We start from the raw sequence: 13,792 nt of genomic DNA on the forward strand, positions 1-13,792 counted from the left end.
AGCTTATCTACTTTTTGAAGCAACTGCAAAGCCATACAGAAGGCGTTTTTATAAACCTTGTTTTTAACAACTAATTTGTATATGTGGAAGCATATTTGGCACGCTGTTATTGAGCTGAGCGTTAATATTATAAACGTGCTTAAGTCGCTCTGCGGTTAATACTTCCTCAGGAAGGCCCGTTGCTTCAATTACACCGTTATTAATCATGTAAATTCTATCGGCAAAACTTGCCGCTAATGATAGGTCATGGATCACTGCCACAACACCGGCACCTTGTTGTGCAATATTTTTGGCTTGAGCCATTACATCGTACTGATGAAAAATATCTAAGCTTGATGTTGGCTCGTCGATGAGTAAGTAGGCCGGTTTATTTATTTTTAAAGTAGGTTGAATTTGGCACAGCACGCGGGCTAGCTGAACTCGTTGCTTTTCTCCGCCTGAGAGTTGCGTAAAAGTATGATCTTTTAAATGCGTAATGCCAAGCGCCTCAATGGCTTGGTTTGAAAATTCCTTCAAAGTTTGTCGGCTATATTGCATTTGATGAGCAAAGTGAGACATATCAACAACTTCGCTTACTGTGAATGGAAAATCGAGTTCATAATTTTGAGTTAATACGGCGCGGCGCGTAGCTAAATCTTCAACTGTGTATGTATGCAATGGTTGCTCGTCAAGCAAAATACTGCCTTGTGTCAGTTTAATGTCGCCACAAAGCGCTTTTAATAACGATGACTTACCAGCGCCATTAGGACCAACAATGACAATGACTTCTTTTGGTTTTACGTAAAAATCAACATTATTCAGTAAGCATTTTGAGCCGACTTGTGCAGAAATATTGTTAGCATACAGCATTAGTGACTCCGTTTTTTGTATGTTTTTAATAGCATTAGTAAAAAGAATGGACCACCGATTGCACTCGTTATTAAACCAATTGGAAGTTCAGCGGGTAGCATCACAGTACGTGCAAATAAATCGGCAAAGCTTAGTAATAATGCCCCACCTAATATACTTGCGGGCATTAAGTAACGGTGATCGGGTCCTAATATTAATCTCACAATATGAGGCACTATGAAGCCTACAAAGCCAATTATGCCAGTAATTGATACCGCAGCACCTGTGCAAAGGGCAGTGCAAATAAAGACCTGTTTTTTGAGACGTGTAACATTTATGCCTAAATGTTTAGCTTGTGCTTCGCCAAGTAAATATAAGTTGAGTGGTTTAGCTAAGCGCATTAACAGCGAAATACTAATGACAATAATACAAAGGGATGGCAGCATCATTGCAAAATGGTTGCCAGCAAGCGAGCCCATACTCCAAAACGTAAGGTCCCGAAGTTGCTGCTCGTTACTAATTAAAGTGAGCCCGCCAATAAATGAACCAACTATTGCATTTACGGCTATTCCTGCAAGCAATAAGCTAATAATAGTAAACTGGCCACTGTGCGCACTTAATCTATAAATAAACACACATACAGCAATACAGCCCAAAAAAGCGCCTATAGGCACAGCGTAAACGCCAAAAGTGTTACTAAAATTAGTAAATAGACTGGTGCCCAATACTATGGTTGCTACCGCGCCAAGTGCAGCACCACTGGATACGCCAATTAAACCAGGATCGGCTAATGGATTTCTAAAGATAGCTTGCATAGCAGCGCCACACGCAGCCAAGCCTGCACCTACCGCCATTGCTAATACAATACGTGGTAAACGAATTTGCCAAATAATTGCATTTTTTAAACTATCACTTTCAAGATTGTTAATAATGGCGATTATTTCACTAAAACTTAAGTTAACCCCACCTTGACTAAGCGCCGTAAAAAACATTAAAACACAGGCTATGAGTAAACACGGGATCGCCATTTTGCGCTGTTTATGCCCTGTGAGCATGGTACTGCCTAATGCAAGCATGTTGATTACTCGCTTAATTCAGTTGTTGTCTGAGAGGTTTTAGCAAAGCGAAACTTATAACCAGTAGGCAGTTGAGTACTGGGGTGTAATACGCTGGCAAGTTCAACTACGGCCTGCGGAGTACGTGGACCCATACCCAATAAGTAACTGCCATCAAAACTATATACTTGTTTATTTTTTGCTGCGTTAGAGAACTTAAAATGAGCTAATTTGGCTATGTCGGTAAGAGGGTCATCACCATGACGGCCCATCGTTATAATTGCATCGGGGTTAAATGCTAATGCAGCTTCGCTAGAAAGTGGTTTCCAGTTATCTAAGTGCTTTTCAGCTATATTAATGCCGCCAGCAGCATTAATTAACTCATTTGCAGAGGTATGCGCCCCAGCAACAATAGGCTGCCCACTGCGAACGCTTAAAACAAAGAGCACGCGAGGTTTATAGTCAGATTGTGATAAAACATAGCGTAGTGCATCTCTATCGGCTTTTAGGCTGTTTGCTAAAGTGTGGCCTTTAGCAGGTACATTAAGCAATTTTGCAATATGATTAATTTTATTCTCTATGGTTAAAAAGTTATCTTCCTCTGAGAGAATAACCATATTTACGCCCGTACTTTGTAGTTGCGAGACGACTTTTTTTGGCCCAGTGTCGGCTTCCCCTAAAACAAGATCGGGCATTAAAGAGAGTATGCCTTCAGTGCTTATCTTTCGTACGTAACCTATTTGCGGCTTTAGTGTTGCAGCAATAGGAAACATGCTAGTGCTGTCGACTCCTACAATGCGATCTTGTTCTTCAAGTGCATAAATTATTTCGGTTATTGAACCACCAGATACTACGACTCTTTGCGGGGTAGGTTCTAATGCTTGAGATATGTTCGTAGTGATTAAAAAGCTAGCGATGACTAAATATGTAAATAGGGGTTTCATAACAAATCCGATATTGATACCATTGGTTAATGCAAATAATAACAGTTATCATTTATATTTAAAAGATATGAAATTTACTATTTTTATCATTCTATCTGGGTTTTTCCACTTTATTGGTTTGTTTATTCAACCCGAGACGCACACCCCTATTACGTTTTTACAGGGGCAAAGAGCCGATAAAGTCTCAATTAATCTGATTAATTCACAAGTCGCGATAAGCAAAAGCCTCTTGGTAAAAGCAAGCGAGCAGCCCCAAGCTGTAATTGAGCCTACAGCGAGTACAATGTTTTCAGGTCAAAGGCGGCACGTTAGTAAAACAACAAAGCCAGATAGCAAAATTATAAGCAAATCGGTTATAAATAAGCCGCCTCGTAAAATAAAACCACAAACAAAGAAAACAGTTAATCAGCAAACAGTCGCCAAAAAGAAACCTGTGCAGCGGAAACCTTCAAAAACAGCAGCAAGCGTTAAGGCTGACTCTTTAAAAACGCCGACACAGATGGCTTCTGCAGCTGAGTTAAGTAAACAAAATTCAGCGACCAGTGAACTAGTGAACATTGCAAAGCTACCTTTATTTAAAGCCCCAAAACCTACTTTATCTTATCCATTACGTGCAAAGAAAAGAGGTTATGAAGGTGTCGCCATGTTGCAAATAGAACTAAATAAAAATGGAGAAATAGCCAAGCTTACGCTGATCAAAAGCAGTGGTTTTGTAGAACTTGATCAGGCTGCACTTAATAATGTGGCGCAATGGCAGTTTTATCCTGTATTAAAAAATAGCCATCCAGTAAAAGCATTGTTTAGTGTGCCAATTAAATTTTCGTTAAACGTATAATTAAGAGTGATCGTATGAAATTTATATTTAATGCCATTGGTATAATGGCTTGGCCGTTATTATGTTTATCGATAATTGCACTGGCTATTGTACTTGAGCGCAGTTTCGTAATGCTCGTTGCTAAGCTGCAGTTACAGCAACATAAAGCTGGGCACAGTCAATTTGCAAAGGCGCTTAAGAGTAAACAACAACAACCAAGCGAACAGCGTCTGCAGTGGTGCCAGTTGTACTTACAAGATTGTTTAGTTAACTGGCGTAAGCGTTTAAATATACTTAGTTTACTTGCTTCTTTAAGCCCATTAATGGGCTTATTAGGAACTGTGTGGGGATTAGTCCTTATGTTTAAAAATATAGCACAAACAAATCAAGCTGTTACCCCTGCATTACTCGCCGATGGACTATGGGAGGCGATGTATTCGACTATGGCTGGATTAGTTATTGCTATTCCATGCTTATTAGCAAGTGGCTTATTAAATGGCATGTTGGATGCTCTACAAAATGAATTTACACGTGTTATTAATCATCTAAATTATACCTTTACATTTAATGAATGCCCGCATGCTTGAGCTGCCCAAAAATAATTCAACCCCTCCTTTATTACCTGATTTAACAGCCTTATTAGATGTGCTGTTTATTTTGTTGGTGTTTTTGCTACTCACTGCGGCAGTAAAATTAAATATGCTTGATGTAACTCTCCCTGATACAGGAAAAAATACCAGTACGCCGGTACAGCAATCTGATGTGCAAGTGTTGAGTGTACGTATTCATAATAAAAAAACACAATATGGATTTGACCACCAACTCTATGACTCGTTAAGTAGTGCTATAACAGCATTAAAAGCAGAAAAACAAGATATCCCACTTTATTTAGCCGTTGATGAGCAAGTACCAAGTGGTGAGCTTGTTGTGCTATTGGCCGCTTTGTCGAGAGAGAAATACCAAGTTGCAAATATTTTAGTTAAAAGCGAGTGATAATGATTATCATTTGAGTTTTATTTTGTTATAGTGCAGCGGCTTGAGACTACTAGGGCCTGTTGACCTTTTAGGATTAAAATTTGTTCAATCTAGGGGCGATTTAATCGCGGCGTGAGGTTTGTAACCTATGGGCTAAGTAAAAACCGAGCAACAAAGAGTAAATTGCCCCTAGGCAGAACCCAAAGGGCAGCGCATGTTTGGCATTTATGCTGCGTTATCGCCTATTTATGGGGAGTAACCACACACCATAGGCTCTGCCTTGCCTAAATACCAAACAGACTGCTGCAAATTTAACCTCGAAAGATAAACAGGCCCTAGGGGCTATGTCTTAAGCATAAAGTAATAAAATATGGCCGACCAGCCGTGTTTAAACAAAATAAAACTATTATACGGAGTAAATTATGCGCCTTTCAAAACTGGCTTTATGTATTGCCAGCGTTTCAATGCCTCTTATGGCTGCTGAGATAAAAGTAATAGACAGCTTAGACAATCAAATTCCAATCACCACCCTTGATGCAGTAACCGTTACGGCAACGCGTACCGCCAAATCAGCCTTAAACTCAGCTCAAGCCGTTAACGTAATTACACAGCAGCAAATAGCACGGGTACTTGCAAGTACTGTGTTTGATAGTCTTATTAATGTGCCAAATGTTACGTCAACGGGTGGCCCAAGAAGCGGAGGCCAAAAGTTTAGTGTGCGCGGTTTTAGTGATGCAGAAGATGTATTAATAAGTGTTGATGGTGCAATTCAAACATTTGAAAAATATCGAATGGGGAGCTTTTTTTCTGACCCCGAACTTTACCGCTCAGTAAGCATAAAGCGCGGACCAAGCACCGTGTTACATGGTGGTGGCGCTTTAGGTGGTGTAGTAGAAATGGAGCTTAAAGATGCAAGTGACTTTTTAGCACCTAACGAAAAAGCGGGCGCTAAAATTAAGCTTGGTCACCATGGAAATAATAATGAAAAGAATGGTGCAGTATACGCCTACGCAAGACCTACAGAATCGCTTGATGTCGTTGCAGCCTATGTAAAACGAAGCAGTGATGATTTTGAATTATCTAACGGGAAAACATTGGATAACTCAGCAATTGAAGCTGAATCGCTACTATTAAAAGGCGAATACTATTTAAATGAAGACTCGTTAATTGGGCTTTCATACACAAAAAGTGAAGACAGCCAACGGACTGAGTTTAATACCACGGATCCTGGTGCGTGGGGCACAGTTTATAGAACGATAGATCAATCGGTTACTAATTTAAGTTATGAGCTCAACCCTGCACATAACCCGTATGTTAATTTAAATGCCCGTTTTGGGTATAGTCAAAGTCAAGTGACAGAGAGCGATGGTTTAGGTACATTAAAAGATTTTATTGGCATTGCCTCTAATTATGAATACAACATAGCAACATTAGATATTGCAAATACCTCTGTTTTTAATAAGCATACATTAACGTATGGGATTCAGTATTCAGATAAAGAGCGAATCGGTACAAAGCTCAGTTATCCTTGCCTTAATCTAAATAGGCAAACGTATCAGTGTGTTGAATACGCAAATAACGCGGTACAAGCTGAAATTACTTCTCAGCCAGGAGGCACTCAAAAGCGCTTAGGTGTGTATATTCAAGATGAATTTACGTGGCAAGATCTGACGCTTACAGGGGGTCTTCGTTTTGAGAAATATAAGACAACAGCAACCAGCGGTTTTAACCAAATATTTAATAATCTAGATACTCAAGCCGAACACTCTCAAGTTGTCCCCGCTGTTACGGCTAACTATCAAATAAACAAAATGTTCGCTATTTTTGCAAGTTACCAAGAAGGCTTTAGAGCGCCGCTAATTGACGAGCTATACGACCAATACAGCGGTCGTAATCCTGCTTTAGGTTTAGAAATAGAAAATAGCACGAATAAAGAAGTTGGCATGAGCTACCAAACAGCGAATGTATTGACTAGTAGAGACGCACTAACTGCTCGCTTCATTTATTTTGATATAGATGTAAATGATGAAATTCAATCAAACACGAATAGCGCTACAAACCCTGCACCAGCGCCACGCTATAGCAATATTGGTGACAATCAACGTGATGGCATTGAGTTTGAGGTTAATTATGCGCATACCCTTGGTTATGCCAACTTTTCTTATAGCCGTATTTCTGGTGAAAACGAAAACAATAAACCTTTATGGTATTTACCTGCCGACAAGCTTGCACTAAGTGTTGGTTTACACTTTTTTGACGATACCATTAAAACCGGTTTGAGAATTCAAAATGTAGACAAACGAACAGTGCTCATTAATGGCGTAGAGCAGCAACACAAAGACTATACGCTAATAGGTATGAACGCGAGTTGGGATATAAACAAAAGCTGGAGCGCACGAGTTGCAATTGATAATTTATTCGATAAAGAATATCAGGTAATTGCAGGTACAGGTGGTGGAATTGGTGAGTACGGTATTGGTCGTAACATTAAAACACAGATTAGCTTTAAATTTTAAGCTGCAGCAGCATGTAAATGTTGCTGCATTTTTAGGAGCACATAATGAACACATTATTTAATCAATACCAAGCTTTAAAAGCAGAGCAGCCTACTATTAGAGCTGTTGACGCTGCTTTAAAGCTAAATACCACCGAGGCGCAATTAGTTGCAGCTCAAGTTGGTACTAATGCAATTAAACTCGACATAAATCATATTGAAAGCATTCTCAAAGGCTTAAAAAAGCTTGAGCATGTTATGGCAATGACCCGAAACGAACTAGTGATTAATGAAATTAAAGGGTGTTACGAGAAATTATATACATCAGAACGTAATGAGCAAAAAATGGCAATAGCCATAAACCCTGGCGGAATTGACTTAAGATTATTTTTGTATAAATGGGCGAGTGTATTCGCCGTTAAGCTAAATAATATGGTGAGTATTCAGTGCTTTGATAAATATGGGCAAGCCGTTCATAAAATTTTTAGCACTGAGCAAACAAACCTAGCAGCATACGAAGCATTAATTAATAAATACAGTGATTGCGAACAAAGTAATGTGTTAGCAATAGAGCCAAAAATTGTAAAGGCTTTAACATTTAAGCCTCAAGAAAATATTGATCTGGCAGACTTTTTAAACGCATGGGAAAACCTGCAAGATGTACATCATTTCCCCGCATTATTAACCAAATTTGATGTATGTAGAACACAGGCCCTTGAAATAGCTCAACCTCATTGGGCACAAGAAATACTCCCAATAAGCCTGCCTTATATATTTGAAACGTTAAAAAAACAGCAAAATGAGGTAATGATTTTTGTTAATAATGATGCCGCAGTGCAAATATATTCAGGCACACTAAATAATTTAAAGCAAGTTGGCCCATGGTATAACGTGCTTGATGAGGGCTTTAATTTACATGTGAGGAGTGATGATTTTGCTCGTGCATTTGTTGTAAAAAAACCAACCGATAATGGTGACGTTGTTGTTCATTCTATCGAGTTTTTTGACAGCTTAGGTAACACAGTACTGACATTGTTTGGCCGCAGAACCGAAGGTAATAAGCAATCAAATAAATGGGTTACTTTGTGTGAGCAGCTTTGGCAACAGCGCTTAGACGCCTGAACTAGACAAAGCTAAACAATAAATCTAGGGCTGTTTATATTAAGGTTCAATTAATTGTAGTGTATTTAGTTGCTGAGCAAGGCCACGCTTGTATCGTGTGGCTACTTTCTATAAATAGACGACCAACAGTGCATAAAAGTTAAACTTTGGGTTCGTTCTAGAGGTTTTTTGAGTTTAGTAATTAGATTATAGGGCATTAAGCAGTTATAATTGTTGGTATAATATACAAAAAGGTACACACATAATTGTTTGTACTGTGGGCGATACGCATTTGTTATACAAATTACTACCTGCTTTAAACCTTAGGTTTCTTATTTTATTGTTAGCACTTACTGCTTCTGTAAGCACACTTGTAAGTAGTTTTTATTCTACCTATCAGGTGCAAAAAGAGCAGCTAATGAGCTACACATTAAAAAGTAACTACGCTTATGCTAACAAGCTAGCATCTGCAACCGATAACTTTTTAGAGGCGGCAATGCAGCAATTAGCTTATTCAGCTAAAAAAATAGAGCTGAGTATAAATAATGATGCGCTTTTGCAAGAAGAAGTAGCAAGATTAAATTTACAAACAAATAGCTTTAACTCTGTGGTTATTAATAAGCGCGGTATTATTGCTGCCACCTCACCTGATTTACCTCAAATTATCGACAAGCCAATTTATTCAACAGGGGCCTTGCAGGCCTTGGAACAAAAAAAACCATTAATTAGTGAACCCTATATGTCGGCTGCGGGAAATTTGATTATTTCTATTTCATACCCGCTATTTAATTTACAAGGCGATTATTTGGGTTATGTAGGCGGAACTCTTTATTTAAAAGAGCGCAACATTTTAAATAGCCTACTTGAGCAGCACTATTATAAAGGAGGCACCTATATTTATGTGGTTGATGTAAATAAACGCTTACTTTATCACCCAGATCACGATCGTATTGGTACTTATATCGCTAATAATGCCATTATAGATAAAGTGGTTGCAGGAGAAAGAGGCACTGCTATGGCTTTAAATAGTCAGGGTAATGAAATGCTTGCTGGTTTCGCGCCTGTTGCACTAACACAATGGGGAATTGTTGCTCAACGACCAGTTAAGGCCACACTTGCATCGCTTGATTTATTAATAGTTGAGGTTATAAAGCGTACGTTACCTATGGCTATTATTACGTTTATTTTAATTGGATTATTTGCTCACTTTATTTCAAGGCCTTTAAAACAACTTGCTGAAGGCGCCACTACGCTGGATGATCCAAATAGTCTTACAAAGTTGAAAAGTATTAAATCATGGTATTTTGAAAGCCAAAGGTTAAAACTTGCCATGCTCAAAGGAGTGAATATTTTGCAAATGCAAATAGGACAACTTCGTTACGATGCGCAAACAGATCCCTTAACCGAAACTCATAATCGTAGAAGTTTAAATGGTTTGCTCAACCAGCTTATGCTTAAACAAACACCCTTTGCAATCTTAGAAATAGACATCGATTTTTTTAAACGTGTAAATGATACCTTTGGCCATGATAAAGGTGACGAAGCGCTTAAAGCACTCACTAACATCATAAAAAAGTTATCTCGAAAAGACGATATTGTAGCGCGTATTGGTGGTGAAGAGTTTGTGCTCGTATTACCGAATGAAAACAGTGAAAGCGCGCTTAATATAGCAGAGCGATTACGAATTACTGTTGAATCCACAAGTATGGAAACCATTGGATTTATAACTATATCTATAGGTATTGCAACTTGGCCTGAGCATAGCAACGACATAGATCAAGTGTATAAATGTGCCGACAAAGCGCTATACCATGCAAAAGAACATGGTCGAAACCAGTGCGTTGTTGCACAAATAAGTTAAGTCACCTGATCACAAAGCCTCTAAATTAATACAGAGGCTTTTTATTTTTATTAAATTACCTTTCTTAAGTTTTCTTTAAGTTTCGCTCGCTAAATTCTAAACATACACTTTATATGAGCGATGTTTATGCAATTAGCACAATTACCTTCATCACCCGATTTCATAGAAAATAATTCACGCGTTGTTAGTGCAGGGCTCAACGATGAGCACCGTAAAGCGCTAGAAGATACCGTTAAAGAAGGTTTTTTAGTTGCTTATAACGCAACGCTCACATCTTTTATGCCACTACTTAGCCAGTACACTCCACGCGAAGGGAAATGCACTTTAGGATTAAGACAAGCGACGGATCCTTTATTCATAGAGCAGTATTTAGCTGAGCCTATTGAACACTTTTTACCAGAGCATACACTGCGCGATAAGGTATTTGAGCTTGGCAACTTATGCTCGACACACCGAAAAGCCACTCTTGGGCATTTTATTGTGGTTAATGAAGCGCTGCAAAGTGTAGGGGCCAAGTATTTAGTATTTTGTGCTACTAAAAAAGTGCGCGCATTACTGCGCTTACTTGGTGTTAATTGTACTGAAATTGCAGTCGCGAATAGTTTTGTTGTTGAGCATCCATTAAATTGGGGGAGTTATTACGCTAACCAACCAACAGTATGTGTTGTGAGCTTAGAACAAGCGCATCAGCAAGTGCTAAATACACCTATGCTTTATAGTTTAATGCAGCAAAATCACACTGAAATTAACTCGCTTGTGAATGCATTGGTGAATGTATGAGCATTTACAATACGCAAACAAACACGCCTATTATTGTTGCTCATCGTAGTAATAAAACACAAAGTATTAGCGGCGTTGAGTTTGACCAACAAGTAAAAGAGTTAGCGAATTCGTTACATGATTTTAGCGGTAAGGTTGTTGCATATAAATTAGATAACACACCAGCCTGGTTAGCTTTAGATGCTGCGACAACATTTGCTAACAAAGTGGCAGTGCCTATTGCTCACTTTTTTAGCGAGCAACAAACGCATTATGTATTGTCGCAATGCGGTGCTAATTTATTTATTAGTGACACTGCGAACCACTCTTTGGGTGAGCCCACCACATCTATTACTGTGTTTGAATTTTATACGTTGTATATTTATGAAATAGCTGCTTTAAAACCAGTCAGTTACTTTGCCGGAACACAAAAAGTAACCTTTACATCAGGTTCTACTGGGCAGCCTAAGGGAGTCTGTTTATCGGCAAATAGTCAAATTCAGGTAGCTCAATCGCTTTGCGATAAGATTAATCTTAAAAACCCTGTTCATTTATGCCTATTACCGCTTGCTGTATTACTTGAAAATATAGCGGGTGTGTATGCCCCTTTAAAAAGTGGTGGCACTGTTCATGTAATGCCACTTAATAAGCTTGGCTTTGTTGGGTCGGCATTAAAAAAACCAGCCCAGCTTATTGCTGCTATTGATAACGTTCAGCCAAATACGCTGATCTTAGTGCCTGAGCTATTAACATGTTTGGTTGCTTTTGCTGAGCAAGGTTGGCAGCCACCAAGTTCATTACAATTTATAGCCGTTGGTGGTGCGCTTGTTAGTGAAATGCTAATCGCAAAAGCGCGTCGTTTAAATTTACCGGTATACCAAGGGTATGGTCTATCTGAAGCCGCATCGGTTGTCAGCTTAAACACGCCAACAAACGATAATCTTCACAGTGCAGGAACAGTGCTTCCACACCTTCAAACCAAAATTGAAGACGGCCAGCTGTTCATAAAAGGTGAGATATTTTTAGGTTATTTGAATCACCCACCGCATGATAAAAACCACTGGTATGCCACCGGTGATCTAGTCGAACAACGTGACAATACTTTATTTATTAAAGGCCGCCTAAAAAACCTAATTATTACCAGCATGGGGCGCAACATCAGTGCCGAATGGCCTGAGTCACTATTGCTAAGCCAAAGTGGCATATTACAAGCCGTTATATTTGGGGAAGGGAGGCCTTTTTTAACAGCCATTATTTACGCCGATACAAAGCTAAGTAACCCAGTGTTAGCGCAGTATATTAACGCAATTAATAAACAACTACCCGATTATGCACGCATTCAAAAATGGCATCGTTTAGCGGCTCCGTTGAGTGTGCAACAAGGGTTGTTAACTACAAATAATCGCCCAAAACGAATGGCAATTAGCCAACAGTATCATGACGTTTTTGAGCAATTTTATCAATTTGGAGAAGTAATTAATGAGTGATTTTTTTAACATCCTTAAAGAGCAAACGACGCAAGAGCAAGATTACTTACTCGCAGCGCCTATTATTCAGCGTGTTTTTAAAGGCGAAGCATCACTTGAAGAATACGCCTCGTTTTTAGCGCAAGCGTATCACCACGTTAAACACACCGTGCCATTAATGATGTCGGTTGGTGCACGATTAACCGACGATCAAGAATGGCTGCGCGAAGCCGTCGCAGAATATATTGAAGAAGAAATTGGCCACCAAGAATGGGTGCTTAACGATATTGCAGCCTGCGGATTTGATAAAGAAAGCGTACGGTGTAGTCAGCCACAATTTGCCACTGAAATGATGGTGTCTTATGCGTACGACTCTATTGCTCGTAAAAACCCATTGAGCTTTTTTGGTATGGTACATGTGCTTGAAGGGACGTCCATTGCACTTGCTGATGGCGCGGCTTCAAATATTGCAAACGCAGTGGGCTTACCTAAAAAAGCATTTAGCTATTTAACGTCCCATGGGGCGCTTGATGTAGAGCATGTAAAGTTTTTTGAAAACCTTATGAACCAAATAACAGACGAGGCAGATCAACAAGCCATACTTCATGGGGCAAAGCGCTTTTATCGTTTATATGGCGATATATTTCGTGGTTTGGATGATGAGCCTTTTTTTAAAGCCAATATACAAGGCAAACGGGCATGAGCAGCTCTTTATGTGTATTAACTGGCGCCACCGGCGGAATAGGACAAGCAATTGCTAAAGCCCTATACGCTAAAGGGTGGAAATTACTCCTTGTTGGGCGAAATGCTCAAGCTCTTGAAAAACTCAGTGCTGCATGCCCAGGTAGTGAAATATTTATTGGCGATTTAACCGACGATACAACACGCATTAATTTAGCTGTAAAAGCAAAGCAATTAGGCGGCGTTAAATTGCTAATTAACAATGCCGGTGTTAATACAATGCAAAGTCTTGAGCACACAAGCTCTGAGCAAATAGACAATATGCTAAGTACCAATTTGTCGGTGCCTATTAAATTATGTCAGCTATTTTTAGGGCAGTTAGAGTATACCAAAGGCACCATTGTTAACGTGGGATCATCATTTGGCAGTATTGGCTACCCGTTTCAAACACTTTATTGCGCGAGTAAATTTGGTTTGCGTGGTTTTACAGAGGCGCTTTCGCGGGAGCTATACGGTTCGGGTGTTAAAGTCGCTTACCTAGCACCAAGAGCCACTGACACCACCATTAATAACAGCAAAACCCGTGCGCTGAATAAAGAGCTCGGTAATAAAATGGACTCGCCAGAATTAGTCGCCAGAGAGTTACTTGCGCTTCTTGATTCTAATCAGACACGGCGTTTTATCGGCTTTCCTGAAAAATTATTTGTACGCATTAATGGTGCTTTTCCACGTATTGTAGATAACGCCATTGCAAAACAACTACCTAAAATAAAACGTTTTTTAAGTTAAAAATAGATGAACAACGAGGATAAAA

Annotated in this window: 13 protein-coding genes; 10 read left to right on the forward strand and 3 right to left on the reverse strand. The window is 39.3% G+C overall.

Annotation, left to right across the window (positions count from 1 at the left end; genetic code table 11):
- Positions 1 to 63: 63 nt before the first annotated feature.
- From ACJJVZ_RS00405 to ACJJVZ_RS00415, 3 genes are read right to left on the reverse strand one after another with little or no spacing between them, the layout of a single operon-like run.
- Positions 64 to 849, reverse strand: coding sequence for a heme ABC transporter ATP-binding protein (locus ACJJVZ_RS00405; RefSeq protein ID WP_405597145.1), 786 nt, complete (start codon positions 847 to 849; stop codon positions 64 to 66).
- Entirely contained in the window at positions 849 to 1,904 is a 1,056-nt protein-coding gene (locus ACJJVZ_RS00410; RefSeq protein ID WP_405597148.1) for a FecCD family ABC transporter permease, read from the reverse strand. Before ACJJVZ_RS00410 ends, ACJJVZ_RS00405 begins: the two co-directional genes overlap by 1 nt.
- 5 nt (positions 1,905 to 1,909) lie before the next feature.
- The gene (locus ACJJVZ_RS00415; RefSeq protein ID WP_405597150.1) at positions 1,910 to 2,827 is read right to left on the reverse strand and encodes a hemin ABC transporter substrate-binding protein; all 918 of its coding nucleotides are present in this window, start codon (positions 2,825 to 2,827) and stop codon (positions 1,910 to 1,912) included.
- 67 nt (positions 2,828 to 2,894) lie between these two features.
- Here ACJJVZ_RS00415 and ACJJVZ_RS00420 point away from each other — a divergent pair, with 67 nt between their 5' ends.
- The 10 genes from ACJJVZ_RS00420 to ACJJVZ_RS00465 all read left to right on the forward strand — a co-directional run bounded on the left by ACJJVZ_RS00420 (position 2,895) and on the right by ACJJVZ_RS00465 (position 13,767).
- On the forward strand, positions 2,895 to 3,662 hold the full coding sequence (locus tag ACJJVZ_RS00420; protein WP_167368301.1) for an energy transducer TonB: 768 nt from the start codon (positions 2,895 to 2,897) through the stop codon (positions 3,660 to 3,662).
- 14 nt (positions 3,663 to 3,676) lie between these two features.
- Complete coding sequence (locus ACJJVZ_RS00425; protein ID WP_077535414.1) at positions 3,677 to 4,228, forward strand: MotA/TolQ/ExbB proton channel family protein; 552 nt, start codon at positions 3,677 to 3,679, stop codon at positions 4,226 to 4,228.
- Positions 4,221 to 4,634 carry a biopolymer transporter ExbD gene (locus tag ACJJVZ_RS00430; RefSeq protein WP_077535415.1) on the forward strand — a complete coding sequence of 138 codons (414 nt, stop codon included), beginning with the start codon at positions 4,221 to 4,223 and terminating at the stop codon, positions 4,632 to 4,634. Before ACJJVZ_RS00425 ends, ACJJVZ_RS00430 begins: the two co-directional genes overlap by 8 nt.
- 404 nt (positions 4,635 to 5,038) lie before the next feature.
- Entirely contained in the window at positions 5,039 to 7,132 is a 2,094-nt protein-coding gene (locus ACJJVZ_RS00435; RefSeq protein ID WP_405597154.1) for a TonB-dependent receptor domain-containing protein, read from the forward strand.
- A 44-nt stretch (positions 7,133 to 7,176) separates the two neighbouring features.
- The gene (locus ACJJVZ_RS00440) at positions 7,177 to 8,232 is read left to right on the forward strand and encodes a ChuX/HutX family heme-like substrate-binding protein (protein ID WP_405597157.1); all 1,056 of its coding nucleotides are present in this window, start codon (positions 7,177 to 7,179) and stop codon (positions 8,230 to 8,232) included.
- Between the two features lie 397 nt (positions 8,233 to 8,629).
- Entirely contained in the window at positions 8,630 to 10,072 is a 1,443-nt protein-coding gene (locus ACJJVZ_RS00445) for a diguanylate cyclase (RefSeq protein ID WP_405597160.1), read from the forward strand.
- 126 nt (positions 10,073 to 10,198) lie between these two features.
- Positions 10,199 to 10,852, forward strand: a complete 654-nt coding sequence (locus ACJJVZ_RS00450; protein WP_405597162.1) for a thermostable hemolysin — start codon at positions 10,199 to 10,201, stop codon at positions 10,850 to 10,852.
- Entirely contained in the window at positions 10,849 to 12,318 is a 1,470-nt protein-coding gene (locus ACJJVZ_RS00455; RefSeq protein WP_405597164.1) for an AMP-binding protein, read from the forward strand. Before ACJJVZ_RS00450 ends, ACJJVZ_RS00455 begins: the two co-directional genes overlap by 4 nt.
- On the forward strand, positions 12,311 to 13,000 hold the full coding sequence (locus ACJJVZ_RS00460) for a TenA family transcriptional regulator (protein ID WP_405597167.1): 690 nt from the start codon (positions 12,311 to 12,313) through the stop codon (positions 12,998 to 13,000). Before ACJJVZ_RS00455 ends, ACJJVZ_RS00460 begins: the two co-directional genes overlap by 8 nt.
- Positions 12,997 to 13,767 carry an SDR family oxidoreductase gene (locus ACJJVZ_RS00465; protein WP_405597169.1) on the forward strand — a complete coding sequence of 257 codons (771 nt, stop codon included), beginning with the start codon at positions 12,997 to 12,999 and terminating at the stop codon, positions 13,765 to 13,767. The genes ACJJVZ_RS00460 and ACJJVZ_RS00465 overlap by 4 nt, the downstream gene beginning before the upstream one ends.
- Positions 13,768 to 13,792 lie beyond the last annotated feature (25 nt).

Origin of the sequence: Pseudoalteromonas sp. Ld19 (assembly GCF_045064135.1) — a bacterium.
Lineage (GTDB): Bacteria > Pseudomonadota > Gammaproteobacteria > Enterobacterales > Alteromonadaceae > Pseudoalteromonas > Pseudoalteromonas aliena.

What these genes read in the sequence shown, in the direction of transcription:
- ACJJVZ_RS00430 (WP_077535415.1), top strand. Translation starts at nt 4,221, where the DNA reads ATGCTTGAGCTGCCCAAAAATAATTCAACCCCTCCTTTATTACCTGAT.
- ACJJVZ_RS00410 (WP_405597148.1), bottom strand. Translation starts at nt 1,904, where the DNA reads ATGCTTGCATTAGGCAGTACCATGCTCACAGGGCATAAACAGCGCAAA.
- ACJJVZ_RS00450 (WP_405597162.1), top strand. Translation starts at nt 10,199, where the DNA reads ATGCAATTAGCACAATTACCTTCATCACCCGATTTCATAGAAAATAAT.
- ACJJVZ_RS00455 (WP_405597164.1), top strand. Translation starts at nt 10,849, where the DNA reads ATGAGCATTTACAATACGCAAACAAACACGCCTATTATTGTTGCTCAT.
- ACJJVZ_RS00440 (WP_405597157.1), top strand. Translation starts at nt 7,177, where the DNA reads ATGAACACATTATTTAATCAATACCAAGCTTTAAAAGCAGAGCAGCCT.
- ACJJVZ_RS00405 (WP_405597145.1), bottom strand. Translation starts at nt 849, where the DNA reads ATGCTGTATGCTAACAATATTTCTGCACAAGTCGGCTCAAAATGCTTA.
- ACJJVZ_RS00445 (WP_405597160.1), top strand. Translation starts at nt 8,630, where the DNA reads ATGAGCTACACATTAAAAAGTAACTACGCTTATGCTAACAAGCTAGCA.
- ACJJVZ_RS00425 (WP_077535414.1), top strand. Translation starts at nt 3,677, where the DNA reads ATGAAATTTATATTTAATGCCATTGGTATAATGGCTTGGCCGTTATTA.
- ACJJVZ_RS00460 (WP_405597167.1), top strand. Translation starts at nt 12,311, where the DNA reads ATGAGTGATTTTTTTAACATCCTTAAAGAGCAAACGACGCAAGAGCAA.
- ACJJVZ_RS00415 (WP_405597150.1), bottom strand. Translation starts at nt 2,827, where the DNA reads ATGAAACCCCTATTTACATATTTAGTCATCGCTAGCTTTTTAATCACT.
- ACJJVZ_RS00465 (WP_405597169.1), top strand. Translation starts at nt 12,997, where the DNA reads ATGAGCAGCTCTTTATGTGTATTAACTGGCGCCACCGGCGGAATAGGA.
- ACJJVZ_RS00435 (WP_405597154.1), top strand. Translation starts at nt 5,039, where the DNA reads ATGCGCCTTTCAAAACTGGCTTTATGTATTGCCAGCGTTTCAATGCCT.
- ACJJVZ_RS00420 (WP_167368301.1), top strand. Translation starts at nt 2,895, where the DNA reads ATGAAATTTACTATTTTTATCATTCTATCTGGGTTTTTCCACTTTATT.